Below are 16,289 nucleotides of genomic sequence, written 5' to 3' on the forward strand. Positions count from 1 at the left end.
GGGGGAGAGCACGAAACAGTCGTGTCACTGTTTCGTGCCAGCACTCGGGCGTTACCTCAGACGAAGCAGAGCGACAGAGGTTCAGCGATGTAGGCGGGTTTTTCCTGGCCTTCGATTTCCAGGGTGGCGGTGGCCTTGAGCAGCCATTGGCCGGGCTTTTTCTCGGTGACCTCGGTCAGCTCGACCTTGAGGCGCACCCGCGAGTCGACCTTCACCGGCTGGATGAAGCGCACGCTGTCGAGGCCGTAGTTGACCACCATCTTCAGGCCTTCGGGCAGCACGAGGATGTCTTCCATCAGCTTGGGCATCAGCGACAGCGAGAGGAAACCATGGGCAATGGTGCTGCCGAACGGCGTTTGCGCGGCCTTGACCGGGTCGACGTGGATGAACTGATAATCGCCGGTGGCTTCCGCGAACAGGTTGATACGCTCCTGGTCGATGGTGAGCCATTCGGAACGTCCCAGTTCCTTGCCGACATAGTCGTTGAGTTGCGCTACGGGTACATAGGGCATTGAGCCTCTCCTTGGTTTATCCAGTTCTTTCTGGCCGGGGCCTTGCAGCCCTTGGCATCCACTGTAGATCATCACGGCACTTGTGCCCGGTCAAGCCACCATGGCTTTGGCGAATGCCGCCGTATCGGCGTGCTTATAATGGGCCGCGTTATCGGGGAAGAATCCAAGGGAGTGTCTGATGTTGCTACGCGGCCTGACCTGGCTGGTGCTGTTTCAGTTGCTTGGCACGGCGATCAATCATTTGTGTGTACCGATGTTGCCGGGGCCGATCATCGGCCTACTGCTGTTGCTGGCGTTCCTGATGGTGCGTGGCGAAGTGGGCGCGCCGTTGAGCGAGGCGGCCTCCAGCCTGTTGCGCTACCTGCCGTTGCTGCTGGTGCCGCCGGCCGTGGGCGTGATGGTCTATGCCACGGAGATCGCGGCGAACTTCTGGGCGATCGCCGGCTCGCTGGTGCTCTCGGTGCTGATCTCCATGGCCTTGGCCGGCGTCCTGATGAATTGGCTGGTGCAACGCAAGGACCGGCGGGAGGGCAAGCCATGACGCTCGACTGGCAAGGCGCCTGGAGCGCGGTGATTCACCATCCGTTGTTCGGCATCGGCATTACCCTGGGCGCCTATCAGTTGGTGCTCGCCGGGTTCGAGAAAACCCGCTGGATCTTCCTGCAACCGGTGCTGGCGTCGATGGCACTGGTGGTCGGGGTCCTGCTGCTGTGCGACCTGGACTATGCCGAGTACCGCAAGAGCACGGAAATCCTCAGTATCCTGCTCGGTCCGGCGACCGTCGCGCTGGCGGTGCCGTTGTTCCTCAACCTGCGGCGGATCCGGCAGTTGTTCTGGCCGATTTTTACTACGCTGGTGATTGGCGGGGTGATCGCCACCGGGTTGTGTGTCCTGCTGGGTTGGCTGTTCGGCGCCGACCACCGGATGTTGATGACCATGGCGCCGAAGTCGGTGACTTCGCCGATTGCCATGTTGGTGGCCGAGCAGATCGGTGGTGTGGCAGCCTTGGCGGCGGTCTTCGTGCTGATCACCGGCGTGATCGGCGCCATTGCCGGGCCGAACATGCTGACGCGCCTGGGTGTGCAGCGTGCCGAGGCTCGTGGCATGGCGCTGGGCATGACGGCCCATGCGGTGGGCACCTCGGTGGCCTTGCAGGAAAGTGACGAATGCGGTGCCTTCGCGGCGCTGGCGATGAGTTTGATGGGCGTGGCCACGGCGGTGTTGTTGCCGCTGGTGGTGACATGGCTGGTTTAAGGAAACCTTTATGACCCTGGCGCTGTTTCCCCTGAACACCGTGCTGTTCCCCGGCTGCACCCTCGACCTGCAGATTTTCGAGGCGCGCTACCTGGACATGATCAGTCGCTGCATGAAGCAAGGCAGTGGCTTTGGCGTGGTGTGCATTCTCGAGGGCGAAGAGGTCGGTCGCGCCGCGGAAGGTTTTGCCCGGGTCGGCTGTGAAGCGCTGATCCGCGACTTCCAGCAGCAGGACAATGGCCTGCTGGGCATTCGCGTGGAAGGCGGGCGACGTTTCCGTGTGCTGGGCAGCGAGCTGCAGAAGGACAACCTGACCGTCGCCGATGTCGAATGGCTGGACGAAATTCCCGAGCAGCCATTGCAGGACGAGGACGAGGACCTGGTGGCCCTGCTCAAGGCCCTGGCCGAACACCCGATGGTGGCGGCGTTGAACATGGGCACCGAAGCCACCGGACAGCAGTCGCTGGCGAACCAGCTGGCTTATCTGCTGCCGTTTTCCGATCTGGACAAGATCGATCTGCTGGAACTCGACGATCCCCAGCAGCGGCTGGATGCGATCCAGGCCCTGCTCGACGAACTGCAGGGCGAACTATTCGCATGAACAGGGGGCGCGGTTCTCTCTAGTAGGCGTACCGCAGCACCTGGTGCTGCACATGCCATAACGCGTGGAATCCATACAGGGCCACGGCGGCCGGCAGGATCAGCCACCAGGCGCGTGGCGGCATGGCATTGAGCGGCATGTAGCGCTGGCTGAGGGTCAGGCTGGCCGCCAGCACGCCAATCGCCAGCAGTGCGCCGGCGAGGATGTCGGTCGGCCAATGCGCGCCGAGATACACCCGCGACAACGCCACCGCAAAGGCCGGCAGGCAGCCGAGCAGCAGCCAGGTCACGCGCATCCGTGGCGGCTGGTCGCGCCCGGCCAGCACGGCGAGCATCAGGAAGAACGCGAACGATCCGGAGCTGTGGCCGCTGGGCATGCTGTAGCTGGTGATCGGATCGGTCAGCACCTCCGGGCGCATGCGCGCGAACAGGTGCTTGGTCACGGTGTTGCCGAGGGCGGTGACCGCCAGGGTGGCACCGAAAAACAGCGCGTGGCGCCATTGGCGGGCGAGGAACAGCAGGACCGTGAGCACCGCCGCGACGGTGAACTGGGTGCGGAAGTCGCCCAGGCGGGTGATGATCACCGCGACGAAATCAAGGCTGCTCTCGCGGTGCTCCTGCACCAGCGTCATCAGGCCCTGGTCGAAGGCCTTCAGGTGCGGGTAGCCGAAGAACAGGCCGCCCAGCAGTGCCAGGCTCAGGGCCGAGATCAGGATCGTCGCCTTCGGGTGGCGCTTGAGACTGCAATGAATGCACAGCCCGATCAGCGCCGCCAGGCCGGCCGCGACCACCGCGGTCTGCGGCCAGAAACCCTCAGGCAACGGCAGGCGAAAGGCCGCGCCGGTGGCCCAGCCCGGCAGCAGGTAGGCCACGGACCAGCCGGCGGCGGCAATCAGGCTGACACCGATAAACCGTGGCAGCGGCATGTCGCACATACCGGCGATCATCGGCAACATCGGCCGTAGCGGGCCGATAAAGCGCCCGACCAGCAGGCTGGCGATCCCGTAGCGCTGGAAATAGGATTCGGCGCCGCTCATCCACTCCGGATGCTGGCGCAGGCCCGGCAAGCGCCGGATGTTCTGGTGAAAGCGCCGGCCGAGGGCGTAGGACAACCCGTCACCGAGCAAGCCGCCGAGGAACCCCAGCAGCAGGGTTTCGCCCAGGGTCAGGGCGCCGCTGCCGGCCAGGACGGCAATGGCGAACAGCAGCACGGTGCCCGGCACGATGATGCCGGCAATGGCCAGGCATTCGACACAGGCAATGATGAATACGGCCAGGCCGAGCCATTGCGGATTAGCCGTCAACCAGCCGGTGATGCTATCGAGCCATGGGCCCATGGAGGATTTCCTTATGCAGGCCAGACAACCGTCGGCATTGCGCTTGTTACTGCAGGAGCCGGGCTCCTACAGGTTTGGTGAAAGAATGTGGTAATCGCGACCTTCGACCTGTCCGCGTCGCAATGGGTTGCGCGTGCAATGCGGGGCATAGGCGGCGTCGACGAAGCGGTACATCAGGTGCTCGTCCCGACCCAGGGGAATGCCCAGGCGGGTGGTCTGGATGATCTGCGCCGGCCGGTTGCCGACATCCTCGACAAACAGCCGCTGCAGGTCGAAGCGCTTGGCGTCCCAGGCCGGTACCTTGAGGCCCAGGGCCTTGCACAGCAGCGTCTGCCCGGCACACAGCTTCTGTGATGGCCGCGCCGCACCGTTGGCGTCGGGATTGTTGAGGAGCATCTGCGCCAGGCTGGCCGGGCCCGACAGGTCGTCGACCCAGGGATAGGCGGATTTGATCAGCACCGCGTTTCCCGGCCCATGGGCGCTGAAGTTCAGCGAGTCGCCACCCCGGGAGTAGTACATATAGATGTGTCCGCCATCCAGAAACAAAGCCTTACGCTTTTCTGTATAGCCGAGGGAGGCGTGGCTGCCTTTTTCCTCGAAGTAATAGGCTTCGGTCTCTATGATGCGCGCCGCGAGCCACAGATCGCCGACGCGATGGCGTATGACTTTTCCCAGCAGTTCGCGGGCAAGCAGTTGCGCGTCGCGGTCGAAAAAGGCATCGGGCAGGGCGTTCGGCAGGGGCGGGGGTGTCAGGTTGGACATCGTTCCTGAGAGGCATTCAAGGCTGGTCGGAGGCCAATCATACCGATTTTGCCCTTAATCCAAGCTGAATGGCGGCTATTTGTGCCCGATTTCGACCATCCGCCCGGCACCGCTGTGCGTGAGGCGGCGCGACAGCTATAATCGGCCGCTTTCCTATTTGCCAAGTCCCCCTTAGACCATGACTGAGTCCGTTCTTGACTACATGACCCGCCTGGGTCGCGCAGCCCGCGAGGCTTCCCGCGTGATCGGCCGTGCCAGCACCGCGCAGAAGAATCGCGCGTTGCATGCCGCCGCCGCCGCGCTGGATGCGGCCCGCGACGAGCTGGGCGCGGCCAACGAGCTCGACCTGGCCGCTGCCCGCGCCAATGGTCTGGAGCCGGCGCTGGTCGAACGTCTGGCACTGACCCCGGCGCGGATCGACAGCATGATTATCGGCCTGCGCCAGGTGGCAAGCCTGCCGGACCCGGTCGGGGCGATCCGGGACATGAGCTACCGGCCGTCGGGTATCCAGGTCGGCAAGATGCGCGTACCGCTGGGTGTCGTGGGGATCATCTACGAGTCGCGTCCGAACGTGACCATCGATGCCGCCAGCCTGTGCCTGAAGTCCGGCAATGCCACCATCCTGCGTGGCGGCTCCGAGGCGATCCACTCCAATCGCGCCATCGCCACCTGCATCCAGCGTGGCCTGGACGAGGCCGGCCTGCCGGCCGCCGTGGTGCAGGTGGTGGAAGTCACCGACCGTGCCGCCGTCGGCGCGCTGATCAGCATGCCCGAGTACGTCGACGTGATCGTTCCCCGCGGCGGCAAGGGCCTGATCGAGCGGGTCAGCCGTGATGCGCGGGTGCCGGTGATCAAGCACCTGGACGGCATCTGTCACGTCTACGTCAGTGCCCATGCCGACCTGGCCAAGGCCCGTCGTATCGCCTTCAACGCCAAGACCTACCGCTATGGCATCTGCGGCGCCATGGAAACCCTGTTGGTGGACCAGGCCGTTGCCGCCGAATTCCTCCCGGCCATGGCCGAGCAGTTCCGCGCCAAGGGTGTCGAGCTGCGGGGTTGCGAACGCACCCGGGCGATCATCGAGGCGCTGGCCGCGACGGAAGAAGACTGGAATACCGAATACCTGGCGCCGATCCTGTCGATCCGTGTCGTCGACGGGCTGGACATGGCCGTCGAGCACATCAACGGTTACGGTTCGCATCACACCGACTCGATCGTCACCGAAAACCTGGCCGAGTCCCGGCGTTTCATGGCCGAAGTCGACTCCAGCTCGGTGATGCTCAACACCCCGACCTGCTTCGCCGATGGCTTCGAGTACGGATTGGGTGCCGAGATCGGCATTTCTACTGATAAGCTGCACGCCCGCGGACCGGTAGGTCTGGAAGGCCTGACCTGCGAGAAGTACATCGTGGTCGGCGACGGGCAGTTGCGTGGTCAGGAGTCGGTCTGACTTGGTCGAGAAACGCCAGTCAGCCGCCGTGACCGCTCGCGAAGTTCCACCTCGGCGCATCGGTGTGCTCGGTGGAACCTTCGACCCGGTGCACATCGGCCATTTGCGCAGTGCCCTGGAAGTCGCGGAATTGATGGAGCTCGATGAGTTGCGCCTGACGCCCAGCGCCCGGCCGCCCCATCGGGATACGCCGCAGGTTTCGGCGATCGACCGTCTGGCGATGGTCGATTGCGCGGTGGCCGGCGTCTCGCCGCTGGTGGTCGATGATCGCGAGCTGCAACGGGACAAGCCGTCCTACACTATCGACACCCTGGAACTCATGCGGGCCGAGCTGGCCGCCGAGGACCAGTTGTTTCTGTTACTGGGCTGGGACGCGTTTTGCGGCCTGCCCACGTGGCATCGCTGGGAAGAGTTGCTCCAGCATTGCCATATCCTGGTGCTGCAACGCCCGGATGCCGACAGCGAACCGCCGGATGCCTTGCGCAACCTGCTGGCCGCGCGGTCGGTCAGCGACCCGAAGGCCCTGCCGGGGCCTGGCGGGCACATTACATTCGTCTGGCAGACACCCCTCGCGGTGTCGGCCACCCAGATCCGTCAACTGCTGGCCAGCGGTAAGTCGGTACGTTACCTGGTGCCTGACGCGGTCCTGGCCTATATCGATGCGCACGGGCTGTACCGTGCGTCGAACTGAAAAGGCGCGCTTGAAAGCACGGACAATCGTGTATTGAAGCGCCCGAACATACGAGCAAAACGAGTTTTATATGACGAACAACGACGTAAACAAAGCAAAGCGCAAAGGCACCTTCAAAAGTGCTCCGCTGCCTGAGAAAGTGATCAGCGGTGAGCCCCTCAAGGGCGATGAGCTGGTCAAGATCGCCGTGGCGGCCCTGGAAGACGTCAAGGCCCAGGACATCCTGGTGATCGACGTTCGCGAAAAGCAGAGCATCACCGACTACATGATCATCGCCACCGGTACCTCCAACCGCCAGATCGGCGCGATGCTGGACAAGGTCCGCGAAGCGGTCAAGGCCCTGGGCGTCAAGCCGCTGGGCGAAGAAGGCAAGGGCGACAGCGACTGGGTCCTGCTGGACATGGACGACGTGATCGTCCACATGATGACCGCCAGCGCCCGTCAGTTCTACGACCTGGAGCGTCTGTGGCAGGGTGCCGAGCAGAGCCGTTCGGCCAGCGCCGCACACCACAGCCCGGAAAACACCCATGAGCATTTCATCAAGCTCAACAAAGACCAGGAATAAGGTGCGGTTGTGCGCCTGCGCCTGATTGCTGTCGGTTCCCGCATGCCCAAGTGGGTGGAAGAAGGCTGGCATGAATATGCCAAGCGCCTGCCATCCGAACTGGCGCTGGAACTGGTGGAAATACCGCTCAATACCCGGGGCAAGAATGCCGACGTGGCGCGCTTTATCCGTCAGGAAGGCGAGGCCATGCTGGCCAAGGTCGGTCCCAACGAGCGCGTCGTCACGCTGGAAGTCCATGGCAAGCCATGGAGCACCGAGCAGTTGGCGGTCGAGCTGGATCGCTGGCGGCTGGATTCGCGCACGGTCAACTTCATGGTCGGCGGCCCCGAGGGGCTGGCGCCGGAAGTCTGCGCGCGGGCCGATCAGCGCTGGTCGCTGTCGCCGCTGACCCTGCCGCACCCGCTGGTGCGGATCCTGATCGGTGAACAGCTGTATCGCGCCTGGACCGTGCTGTCCGGGCACCCTTACCACAAATAAGCCTGCCGAATGACCCAGCCGATCCGCCTCAAGGACCACGAGAAAGACGCCCGTCTGGTGCGTAACCGTGTCGTGGTCGGTGCAGTCGTGGTCGTGCTGCTTATTGCGGTACTGATTGCCCGCCTGTATTTCCTGCAGGTGATCCAGTACGACTACCACTCGACCCTGTCGGAAAACAATCGCGTCCATGTGCAGTCGATCCCGCCGCCTCGCGGCCTGATCTATGACCGCAATGGCGTAGTGGTGGCCGATAACCGGCCCAGCTTCAGCCTGAGCATGACCCGCGAGCGTTCCGGCGATTGGCAACAGGTCCTCGATGTGATCGTCGAAGTCCTGCAACTGACCCCCGAGGACCGCGTGCTCTTCGAGAAGCGCATGCGCCAGGGGCGGCGGCCGTTCGAGCCGGTGCCGATCCTGTTCGAGCTGACCGAAGAGCAGATCGCCCGGGTGGCGGTGAACCAGTTCCGCCTGCCGGGCGTCGAGGTGGTGGCGCAACTGGTTCGCCACTATCCACAGGGGGCGCATTTCGCGCATTCGGTGGGCTACATGGGGCGGATCAACGAGAAAGAGGCGAAAGTCCTCGACTCGGTGAACTACAGCGGCACCCACCATATCGGCAAGACCGGCATCGAGCGCTTCTACGAGGCGGAATTGCACGGCCAGGTCGGTTACGAGGAAGTCGAGACCAACGCCCGCGGGCGCATCCTGCGGGTGCTCAAGCGCACCGATCCGGTGCCGGGCAAGGACATTGTCCTGAGCCTGGACATCAAGCTGCAGGAAGCCGCCGAAGAAGCCCTCGGTGGCCGTCGTGGCGCGGTGGTGGCGCTGGACCCGAATACTGGCGAGGTGCTGGCGATGGTCAGCCAGCCGAGCTTCGACCCGAACCTGTTCGTCACCGGCATCAGCTTCAAGGCCTACGCCGAACTGCGCGACTCCATCGACCGTCCGCTGTTCAACCGGGTCTTGCGCGGCCTGTATCCGCCGGGTTCGACCATCAAGCCGGCGGTGGCGATTGCCGGCCTGGACAGCGGTGTGGTCAATGCCTCGACGCGGGTCTTCGACCCCGGTTACTACGAACTGCCGAACTACGACCACAAGTATCGCAACTGGAACCGCACCGGTGACGGCTGGGTCGACCTGGACACGGCGATCATGCGTTCCAACGATACCTACTTCTATGACCTGGCCCACAAGCTGGGGATCGACCGGTTGTCGTCCTACATGAACAAGTTCGGCCTGGGCCAGAAGGTCTCCCTGGACATGTTCGAAGAGTCGCCGGGTCTGATGCCGTCGCGCGAGTGGAAGCGCACCACGCGCCGGCAGGCCTGGTTCCCCGGCGAGACGCTGATCCTCGGCATCGGCCAGGGCTACATGCAGGCGACGCCGCTGCAACTGGCCCAGGCCACAGCGCTGGTGGCGAACAAGGGCGTGTGGAACCGTCCGCACCTGGCGAAGACCATCGAAGGCCAGAAGCCGCTGGATGAGAACCCGATGGCGGATATCGTCCTGCGCAACCCTGCCGACTGGGACAAGGTCAGCCACGGCATGCAGCAGGTGATGCACGGCGCCCGGGGGACCGCGCGCAAGGCGGCGATCGGCTCGCAGTACCTGATCGCCGGCAAGAGTGGTACGGCCCAGGTCGTGGCGATCAAGCAGGGCGAGAAGTACGATCGCTCGAAAGTCCAGGAGCGTCATCGTGACCACGCCCTGTTCGTCGGCTTTGCGCCGGCCAACAATCCGAAGATTGCCGTGGCGGTGATGGTCGAGAACGGTGAGTCCGGTTCCGGCGTCGCGGCGCCGGTGGTCCGCCAGGTGATGGACGCCTGGCTGCTGGGTCCGGATGGCCGGATCAAACCTGAATATGCAGGCACCACTACCGCGGAGGCTACGCCTTGATCGCCAATTTCGATCGCATCCTCTCCAGTGAGGATGTGATGCGCCGCCGGGCCACGTTGTTGCAGCGCATGCACATCGACGGGCCGCTGCTGGTCCTGCTGCTGACCCTGGCGGCCGGCAGCCTGTTCGTCCTCTATTCGGCCAGCGGCAAAAGCTGGGACCTGCTGATCAAGCAGGCGACTTCCTTCGGTATCGGCCTGGTGTCGATGTTCGTCATCGCCCAGCTCGAACCGCGGTTCATGGCCCGCTGGGTGCCGCTGGCCTACGTGCTGGGGGTGATGCTGCTGGTGGTGGTGGATGTCATGGGCCACAACGCCATGGGCGCCACGCGCTGGATCAACATTCCCGGGGTGATCCGCTTCCAGCCGTCGGAATTCATGAAGATCCTGATGCCGGCGACCATCGCCTGGTACCTGTCCAAGCGCACGTTGCCGCCGCAGCTCAAGCACGTGGGTATCAGCCTGATGCTCATCGGCGTGCCGTTTATCCTGATCGTGCGCCAGCCCGACCTCGGCACCTCGCTGCTGGTCCTGGCCGGCGGCGCCTTCGTGCTGTTCATGGGCGGCCTGCGCTGGCGCTGGATCCTCAGCGTGCTGGCGGCGGCGGTGCCGGTGGCGGTCGGCATGTGGTTCTTCATCATGCACGACTACCAGAAGCAGCGGATCCTGACCTTCCTCGACCCGGAAAGCGATCCGCTGGGCACCGGCTGGAACATCATCCAGTCCAAGGCCGCCATCGGTTCCGGCGGCGTGTTCGGCAAGGGCTGGCTGCTGGGCACCCAGTCGCATCTGGACTTCCTGCCGGAGAGCCACACCGACTTCATCATCGCGGTCATGGGCGAAGAGTTCGGCCTGGTGGGCATCTGCGCCCTGCTGCTGATCTACCTGCTGCTGATCGGCCGGGGGCTGGTGATCACCGCCCAGGCCCAGACCCTGTTCGGCAAGCTGCTCGCGGGCAGCCTGACCATGACATTTTTTGTTTATGTTTTCGTCAACATCGGTATGGTCAGTGGCCTGTTGCCGGTGGTGGGCGTGCCGTTGCCATTCATTAGCTATGGCGGAACTTCGCTGGTGACGCTGCTGTCAGCGTTTGGGGTTTTGATGTCGATCCATACCCACCGCAAGTGGATCGCACAGGTTTGATTAAGGTGAAGAATTCAATGCAAGTGATGCGCGGCTGGGCGGCTCGATGCGCTCCATGGATGAGCCTTGTGGGCTGTCTGGGGGCGGCGCAGAGTGCGCTGGCCGGTGATTACGAAGGATCACCGCAAGTGGCCGAGTTCGTCGGTGAAATGACCCGCGACTACGGTTTCGCCGGCGAACAGCTGATGGAAGTGTTCCGTCAGGCCGAGCGCAAGCAGAGCATTCTCGATGCGATTTCCCGCCCGGCCGAGCGGGTCAAGCCGTGGAAGGAATACCGGCCGATGTTCCTCACCGATGCCCGGGTTGCCCGCGGTGTCGACTTCTGGCGCCAGCATGAGGCGGCCCTGGCCCGCGCCGAGCAGGAATACGGTGTGCCGGCCCAGGTGATCGTGTCCATCATCGGCGTGGAAACCTTCTTTGGTCGCAACACCGGCAACTATCGGGTGATCGATGCCTTGTCGACCCTGGGGTTCGATTATCCGCCCCGCGCCGAGTTTTTCCGCAAGGAGCTGCGCGAGTTCCTCCTGCTGGCCCGCGAGGAACAGCTCGATCCGCTCAGTCTCAAGGGGTCCTACGCTGGCGCCATGGGCCTGCCGCAGTTCATGCCGAGCAGTTTCCGCGCCTATGCGGTGGACTTCGACGGCACCGGCCATATCAATATCTGGACCAACGCCGACGATGCCATCGGCAGCGTTGCCAGCTACTTCAAGCGTCATGGCTGGGTGGCCGGCGAGCCGGTGGTGAGTCGCGCCGACGTGCGCGGCGATCTGGTCGACCAGGGTTTGAGCCCGGGTATCGACCCGGTGAAGACCGTTGGGGAGTTGCGGGCGCTGGGCTGGTCGAGTCATGATGCGCTGCGCGATGATATGCCGGTCACGGCATTTCGCCTGGAAGGCGACAATGGCCCTGAATACTGGATGGGCCTGAAGAATTTTTATGCGATCACGCGCTATAACCGCAGCGTAATGTACGCCATGGCCGTGCATCAGCTGTCTGACCTGTTGGTCCAAGCACGGGGCGTCAAGTAATGCAGGCTTTGCCGATTCAAAAACCACTGAAACTGCTGGCTTACACCGCGTTGGCGGTGCTGGTGGTCAGTTGTTCGACCAGCCGCTCGCCTTACCAGTCGTCGTCTTCCAATGCCATCCGCGCCAAGCCGGGGCTGGACATCAACCGGGCCCACAAGGACGGCGCGCCGTGGTGGGACGTGGATGTGTCGCGGATTCCCGATGCCACGCCGACCCTGCATACCGGTGCCTACAAGGCCAACCCCTACACCGTGCTGGGCAAGACCTACTTCCCGCTGCCGGACTCGAAGAACTATGTCGCCCAGGGCACGGCCTCGTGGTACGGCACCAAGTTCCATGGCCAGAACACCGCCAACGGCGAGGTCTACGACCTCTACGGCATGAGTGCCGCGCACAAGACCCTGCCGCTGCCCAGCTATGTGCGGGTGACCAACCTGGACAACAATCGCAGCGTGATCCTGCGGGTGAACGACCGCGGGCCGTTCTATTCGGACCGGATCATCGACCTGTCCTACGCCGCCGCCAAGAAGCTCGGCTACGCCGAGATCGGCACCGCGCGGGTCAAGGTCGAAGGTATCGATCCGCAGCAATGGTGGGCCCAGCGCGGTCGCCCGGCGCCGCTGATGCTCAATGAGCCGCAATTGGCGCAGGCGCAGGCACCGGCCCTGACCGCGTCCACCGGGACCATCGAACAATGGACTCCGCCGCCGCAACAACACGCGACCGACGTTGTCCCTGTACAGGCCGATGCAAAAAAAAACGGTTCTGTACCAGCCTCTGGCCAGTATCTCCAGGTGGGCGCCTTCGCGAACCCGGACGCTGCCGAACTGCTGCGATCGAAGCTAAGCTCGATGGTCAAGGCGCCGGTGTTCGTCAGTTCGATCGTGCGCAACCAGCAGACGCTGCATCGGGTCCGGATGGGACCGATCGGCACGCCGGATGAAGTGCAGCAGGTACAGAACAGCGTCCGCCTGGCCAATCTCGGCTCGCCAAGTCTGGTGACGTCGGAATAACACAGGCACAATTGTGGATTCGGCCGCATCCGAAGGGCCGGGTCCTGGTTGTTGGTTCGTCTGATAATAAAAGCCTCAAGGGCGCTTGAGAACGTAGCGAGCGAAGGCAAGACAAGGCAAAGCACGCGAGGAAGCGGAGTTTACTGCTGTAAATGAGCATTCCGAGCCTGCTTTTAACGCCGTATTACCGAGCGCAGTAGTTTTCATGCGCCCTGATAAAAGGGTGGTGGAGCGAGCAACCTAACACGGGGCAGCCGTTGGCTGTCTGATTAGTTTTGTCCGCAAGGGCAAGTTTCCATTAGCGATTTCGAGAGACGGATGAACATCACCACCTTTGCCAAACGTTTGTGCCTGCTTGTGCCGTTGATCATTGCGCCCGCTGCCTGGGCCGCCGATGACATGGCCTTGCCGGCTTCGCCGCAACTCGCCGCCAAAGCCTATGTGCTCATGGATGCCGCCAGCGGCAACGTGCTGGTCGAGAACAACGGCGACCAGCGCCTGCCACCGGCCAGCCTGACCAAGCTGATGACCGCCTACATCGCGACCCTGGAAATCCGTCGTGGCCAGATCGGCGAAAACGATCCGGTGACGGTCAGCGAGAACGCCTGGCGTACCGGCGGTTCGCGGATGTTCATCAAGGTCGGCTCGCAGGTCACCGTCAGCGATCTGCTGCACGGGATCATCATCCAGTCCGGCAACGACGCCAGCGTCGCGCTGTCCGAGCACATCGCCGGCAGCGAAGACGCCTTTGCCGACATGATGAACAAGACCGCTGGCGACCTGGGCATGAGCAACAGCCACTTCATGAACCCGACCGGCCTGCCGAACCCGGAGCACTACTCGTCGGCTCACGACATGGCGCTGCTGGCCCGCGCGATCATCCGCGTCGACCCGGTGCACTACGCGATCTACTCGCAGAAGGAATTCTTCTGGAACGGCATCAAGCAGCCGAACCGCAACCTGCTGCTGTGGCGTGACAAGACCGTCGACGGTCTGAAAACCGGTCACACCGAAGAAGCCGGCTACTGCATGGTGTCCTCGGCGGTCCGTGACGGTCAGCGCCTGATCGCGGTGGTGTTCGGTACCAACAGTGAATCGGCCCGTGCGGCCGAGACCCAGAAGCTGCTGACCTACGGTTTCCGCTTCTTCGAAACCCAGACCTTCTACCAGAAGGGCACCGAACTGGCCCAGGCCCCGGTCTGGAAAGGCACCACCCACCAGATCAAGGCCGGCCTGGCCGAAGACCTGACCATGACCATGCCTAAAGGCCAGCTGAAGAAGCTTGCCGCCAGCATGACCATCAACCCGAAACTGGTCGCTCCTATCGCCAAGGGTGACGTGATCGGTAAAGTGGAAGTCAAACTGGATGACAAGGTCGTTCACAGTGCCGATCTGATCGCGCTGGAAGCGGTCGAGGAAGGTGGTATCTTCCGTCGCCTGTGGGATAGCATCCGCATGTTCTTCTACGGCATGTTCAACTGAAGCACCTTGAACGGCGGCAGTTTGAACACGTAGCAATTTGAACCAATAGTGTCGATTTACGTACCTCGCGCCTGACCCGGGCGCGAGGTATGTCCGTTGCCTGGGCTTACGAGGCCGTTATTGTCATGACAGACACTGAAGTAAAAGCGCCGAAAATCGAATTCCCCGTCACCGACTATCCGGTCAAGGTGATCAGTGACACGGGTGTGGGCAACAAGGACAAGATCGTCGAGATCGTCAGGAAACACGCGACGATCAACGACAACCGGGTGGACGAACGCCAGAGCACCAACGGCAAGTACACCACGATCCAGCTGCACATCGTGGCCACCGACCAGGACCAGCTGTACAACATCAACAGCGAGTTGCGGGCCACCGGCTTCGTACACATGGTGCTGTGATGGCGGGCGTGTTGGGCTTTCGCGAGCTCGGCCAGACCCCTTACGAGCCGGTCTGGCATGCCATGCAGCGATTCACCGACGGACGCAAGTCCGCGGAATTTCCTGATGAAGTCTGGCTGGTGCAGCACCCGTCGGTCTTCACCCAGGGCCAGGCCGGCAAGGCCGAGCATCTGCTGCTGCCGGGCGATATTCCGGTGGTCAAGGTCGATCGCGGCGGCCAAGTGACATATCATGGGCCTGGCCAACTGGTGGCCTATCTGTTGCTGGACGTTCGCCGCCTGGGTTTTGGCGTGCGCGAACTGGTCAGCCGGATGGAGCGCTGCCTGATCGAATTGCTGGCCAGCTACGGTGTGGATGCCGAAGCCAGGGCCGACGCTCCCGGGGTGTATGTCAACGGCGCGAAAATCGCCTCCCTGGGCCTGCGGATTCGCAACGGTTGTTCCTTCCATGGCCTGGCGTTGAACGTCGACATGGACCTGGAGCCGTTTCGGCGGATTAACCCCTGCGGTTATGCTGGGCTGGCGATGACCCAGCTGCGTGACCACACAGGACCGATTGAATTTGCCGAGGTAAGTGCCCGGCTGCGCGCGCAGCTCGTCAAACACCTCGACTATGCTGAGCAGACGACCCTAACGGGCGGAATCGATTGATATGACTACTGCGCAAGACGCTGTGCAAACCCTGATCCCGGCGCTGGATGTTTCCGAGCGTCCGGCCCGTGCGAAAGTCGAAACCGGCGTCAAGCTGCGTGGCGCCGAGAAGGTGGCGCGGATTCCGGTGAAGATCATCCCGACCACCGAGCTGCCGAAGAAGCCGGACTGGATTCGCGTACGCATCCCGGTATCGCCGGAAGTCGACCGCATCAAGCAATTGCTGCGCAAGCACAAGCTGCACAGCGTCTGTGAAGAGGCTTCCTGCCCGAACCTGGGCGAGTGTTTCAGCGGCGGCACCGCGACCTTCATGATCATGGGCGATATCTGCACCCGTCGTTGCCCGTTCTGCGACGTCGGCCACGGTCGGCCGAAGCCCTTGGATGTCAACGAGCCGGAAAGCCTGGCCATCGCCATCGCCGACCTGCGCCTGAAGTATGTGGTCATCACCTCCGTGGACCGCGATGACCTGCGTGACGGCGGTGCCCAGCACTTCGCCGACTGCATCCGCGAGATCCGCAAGCTGTCGCCGAACGTGCAGCTCGAGACCCTGGTCCCGGACTACCGTGGACGCATGGACATCGCGCTGGAAATCACCGCCGCCGAGCCGCCGGATGTGTTCAACCACAACCTGGAAACCGTACCGCGCCTGTACAAGGCCGCGCGTCCGGGCTCCGACTACCAGTGGTCGCTGACCCTGCTGCAACGCTTCAAGCAGATGATGCCGCACATTCCGACCAAGTCCGGCCTGATGCTCGGCCTGGGCGAGACCGACGACGAAGTCATCGAAGTCATGAAGCGCATGCGCGAACACGACATCGACATGCTGACCCTCGGCCAGTACCTGCAACCGTCTCGCAGCCACCTGCCGGTGCAGCGTTTCGTGCACCCGGACACCTTCGCCTGGTTCGCCGAGGAAGGTTACAAGATGGGCTTCAAGAACGTTGCCTCGGGCCCGCTGGTACGTTCCTCGTATCACGCCGACGAGCAGGCCAAGCTGGTCAAGGCAGAACTGATCGGAGCGTAACC

The 16,289-nt window shown here is 63.2% G+C and carries 18 protein-coding genes; 15 read left to right on the plus strand and 3 right to left on the minus strand.

The features are described from left to right. Positions 1 to 56 precede the first annotated feature (56 nt). The gene (locus HX881_RS08505; protein WP_177062865.1) at positions 57 to 512 is read right to left on the minus strand and encodes a MaoC family dehydratase; all 456 of its coding nucleotides are present in this window, start codon (positions 510 to 512) and stop codon (positions 57 to 59) included. Positions 513 to 690: 178 nt separating this feature from the next. Between HX881_RS08505 and HX881_RS08510 the strand changes: the two genes are divergently transcribed. The 3 genes from HX881_RS08510 to HX881_RS08520 are packed head-to-tail and all read left to right on the plus strand — an operon-like array spanning position 691 to position 2,367. Next, positions 691 to 1,053 carry a CidA/LrgA family protein gene (locus HX881_RS08510; protein WP_017123340.1) on the plus strand — a complete coding sequence of 121 codons (363 nt, stop codon included), beginning with the start codon at positions 691 to 693 and terminating at the stop codon, positions 1,051 to 1,053. Next, positions 1,050 to 1,766 carry an LrgB family protein gene (locus tag HX881_RS08515; RefSeq protein WP_017123341.1) on the plus strand — a complete coding sequence of 239 codons (717 nt, stop codon included), beginning with the start codon at positions 1,050 to 1,052 and terminating at the stop codon, positions 1,764 to 1,766. The genes HX881_RS08510 and HX881_RS08515 overlap by 4 nt, the downstream gene beginning before the upstream one ends. Before the next feature lie 10 nt (positions 1,767 to 1,776). After that, positions 1,777 to 2,367 (plus strand): LON peptidase substrate-binding domain-containing protein, encoded by a 591-nt coding sequence (locus tag HX881_RS08520; protein ID WP_177083948.1) that lies wholly within the window; start codon positions 1,777 to 1,779, stop codon positions 2,365 to 2,367. Between the two features lie 19 nt (positions 2,368 to 2,386). Here HX881_RS08520 and HX881_RS08525 read toward each other — a convergent pair whose 3' ends face one another. Both HX881_RS08525 and HX881_RS08530 read right to left on the minus strand, forming a co-directional pair. Next, entirely contained in the window at positions 2,387 to 3,703 is a 1,317-nt protein-coding gene (locus HX881_RS08525) for a bifunctional DedA family/phosphatase PAP2 family protein (RefSeq protein WP_017123343.1), read from the minus strand. 66 nt (positions 3,704 to 3,769) lie between these two features. Further along, positions 3,770 to 4,465: a DNA-3-methyladenine glycosylase gene (locus HX881_RS08530; RefSeq protein ID WP_177083950.1), complete on the minus strand. Its 696-nt coding sequence runs from the start codon at positions 4,463 to 4,465 to the stop codon at positions 3,770 to 3,772. A 178-nt stretch (positions 4,466 to 4,643) separates the two neighbouring features. Here HX881_RS08530 and HX881_RS08535 point away from each other — a divergent pair, with 178 nt between their 5' ends. The 12 genes from HX881_RS08535 to lipA all read left to right on the plus strand — a co-directional run bounded on the left by HX881_RS08535 (position 4,644) and on the right by lipA (position 16,287). After that, entirely contained in the window at positions 4,644 to 5,915 is a 1,272-nt protein-coding gene (locus HX881_RS08535) for a glutamate-5-semialdehyde dehydrogenase (RefSeq protein ID WP_042934198.1), read from the plus strand. Position 5,916: 1 nt separating this feature from the next. Next, the gene (gene nadD / locus HX881_RS08540) at positions 5,917 to 6,606 is read left to right on the plus strand and encodes a nicotinate-nucleotide adenylyltransferase (protein ID WP_017123346.1); all 690 of its coding nucleotides are present in this window, start codon (positions 5,917 to 5,919) and stop codon (positions 6,604 to 6,606) included. Positions 6,607 to 6,676: 70 nt separating this feature from the next. After that, complete coding sequence (gene rsfS / locus HX881_RS08545) at positions 6,677 to 7,171, plus strand: ribosome silencing factor (RefSeq protein ID WP_017123347.1); 495 nt, start codon at positions 6,677 to 6,679, stop codon at positions 7,169 to 7,171. A 9-nt stretch (positions 7,172 to 7,180) separates the two neighbouring features. Continuing rightward, positions 7,181 to 7,648 (plus strand): 23S rRNA (pseudouridine(1915)-N(3))-methyltransferase RlmH, encoded by a 468-nt coding sequence (gene rlmH, locus HX881_RS08550; protein WP_007937439.1) that lies wholly within the window; start codon positions 7,181 to 7,183, stop codon positions 7,646 to 7,648. Between the two features lie 9 nt (positions 7,649 to 7,657). After that, entirely contained in the window at positions 7,658 to 9,544 is a 1,887-nt protein-coding gene (gene mrdA, locus HX881_RS08555) for a penicillin-binding protein 2 (RefSeq protein WP_103033144.1), read from the plus strand. A 38-nt stretch (positions 9,545 to 9,582) separates the two neighbouring features. Next, complete coding sequence (gene rodA, locus HX881_RS08560; protein ID WP_042934380.1) at positions 9,583 to 10,686, plus strand: rod shape-determining protein RodA; 1,104 nt, start codon at positions 9,583 to 9,585, stop codon at positions 10,684 to 10,686. Between the two features lie 17 nt (positions 10,687 to 10,703). After that, on the plus strand, positions 10,704 to 11,714 hold the full coding sequence (gene mltB, locus HX881_RS08565) for a lytic murein transglycosylase B (protein WP_042934202.1): 1,011 nt from the start codon (positions 10,704 to 10,706) through the stop codon (positions 11,712 to 11,714). Further along, a complete protein-coding gene (locus HX881_RS08570) occupies positions 11,714 to 12,727 on the plus strand; it encodes a septal ring lytic transglycosylase RlpA family protein (RefSeq protein WP_177083952.1) in 1,014 nt (337 codons plus the stop codon). The genes mltB and HX881_RS08570 overlap by 1 nt, the downstream gene beginning before the upstream one ends. A gap of 318 nt (positions 12,728 to 13,045) precedes the next feature. Then, positions 13,046 to 14,209 (plus strand): D-alanyl-D-alanine carboxypeptidase family protein, encoded by a 1,164-nt coding sequence (locus HX881_RS08575; RefSeq protein WP_017123351.1) that lies wholly within the window; start codon positions 13,046 to 13,048, stop codon positions 14,207 to 14,209. Between the two features lie 125 nt (positions 14,210 to 14,334). Continuing rightward, positions 14,335 to 14,610: a DUF493 domain-containing protein gene (locus HX881_RS08580; protein WP_042934383.1), complete on the plus strand. Its 276-nt coding sequence runs from the start codon at positions 14,335 to 14,337 to the stop codon at positions 14,608 to 14,610. Then, positions 14,610 to 15,260 (plus strand): lipoyl(octanoyl) transferase LipB, encoded by a 651-nt coding sequence (gene lipB / locus HX881_RS08585; RefSeq protein WP_017123353.1) that lies wholly within the window; start codon positions 14,610 to 14,612, stop codon positions 15,258 to 15,260. The genes HX881_RS08580 and lipB overlap by 1 nt, the downstream gene beginning before the upstream one ends. Before the next feature lies 1 nt (position 15,261). Next, positions 15,262 to 16,287 (plus strand): lipoyl synthase, encoded by a 1,026-nt coding sequence (gene lipA / locus HX881_RS08590; RefSeq protein WP_042934203.1) that lies wholly within the window; start codon positions 15,262 to 15,264, stop codon positions 16,285 to 16,287. Positions 16,288 to 16,289: the final 2 nt, after the last annotated feature.

Source organism: Pseudomonas gingeri, from assembly GCF_013386115.1.
GTDB lineage: Bacteria > Pseudomonadota > Gammaproteobacteria > Pseudomonadales > Pseudomonadaceae > Aquipseudomonas > Aquipseudomonas gingeri.

Excerpts from the sequence above, each read along its gene's own strand:
- HX881_RS08505 (WP_177062865.1), bottom strand. The coding sequence starts at position 512 with ATGCCCTATGTACCCGTAGCGCAACTCAACGACTATGTCGGCAAGGAA.
- HX881_RS08510 (WP_017123340.1), top strand. The coding sequence starts at position 691 with ATGTTGCTACGCGGCCTGACCTGGCTGGTGCTGTTTCAGTTGCTTGGC.
- HX881_RS08515 (WP_017123341.1), top strand. The coding sequence starts at position 1,050 with ATGACGCTCGACTGGCAAGGCGCCTGGAGCGCGGTGATTCACCATCCG.
- HX881_RS08520 (WP_177083948.1), top strand. The coding sequence starts at position 1,777 with ATGACCCTGGCGCTGTTTCCCCTGAACACCGTGCTGTTCCCCGGCTGC.
- HX881_RS08525 (WP_017123343.1), bottom strand. The coding sequence starts at position 3,703 with ATGGGCCCATGGCTCGATAGCATCACCGGCTGGTTGACGGCTAATCCG.
- HX881_RS08530 (WP_177083950.1), bottom strand. The coding sequence starts at position 4,465 with ATGTCCAACCTGACACCCCCGCCCCTGCCGAACGCCCTGCCCGATGCC.
- HX881_RS08535 (WP_042934198.1), top strand. The coding sequence starts at position 4,644 with ATGACTGAGTCCGTTCTTGACTACATGACCCGCCTGGGTCGCGCAGCC.
- rsfS (WP_017123347.1), top strand. The coding sequence starts at position 6,677 with ATGACGAACAACGACGTAAACAAAGCAAAGCGCAAAGGCACCTTCAAA.
- mrdA (WP_103033144.1), top strand. The coding sequence starts at position 7,658 with ATGACCCAGCCGATCCGCCTCAAGGACCACGAGAAAGACGCCCGTCTG.
- rodA (WP_042934380.1), top strand. The coding sequence starts at position 9,583 with ATGCGCCGCCGGGCCACGTTGTTGCAGCGCATGCACATCGACGGGCCG.
- mltB (WP_042934202.1), top strand. The coding sequence starts at position 10,704 with ATGCAAGTGATGCGCGGCTGGGCGGCTCGATGCGCTCCATGGATGAGC.
- HX881_RS08570 (WP_177083952.1), top strand. The coding sequence starts at position 11,714 with ATGCAGGCTTTGCCGATTCAAAAACCACTGAAACTGCTGGCTTACACC.
- HX881_RS08575 (WP_017123351.1), top strand. The coding sequence starts at position 13,046 with ATGAACATCACCACCTTTGCCAAACGTTTGTGCCTGCTTGTGCCGTTG.
- HX881_RS08580 (WP_042934383.1), top strand. The coding sequence starts at position 14,335 with ATGACAGACACTGAAGTAAAAGCGCCGAAAATCGAATTCCCCGTCACC.
- lipB (WP_017123353.1), top strand. The coding sequence starts at position 14,610 with ATGGCGGGCGTGTTGGGCTTTCGCGAGCTCGGCCAGACCCCTTACGAG.
- lipA (WP_042934203.1), top strand. The coding sequence starts at position 15,262 with ATGACTACTGCGCAAGACGCTGTGCAAACCCTGATCCCGGCGCTGGAT.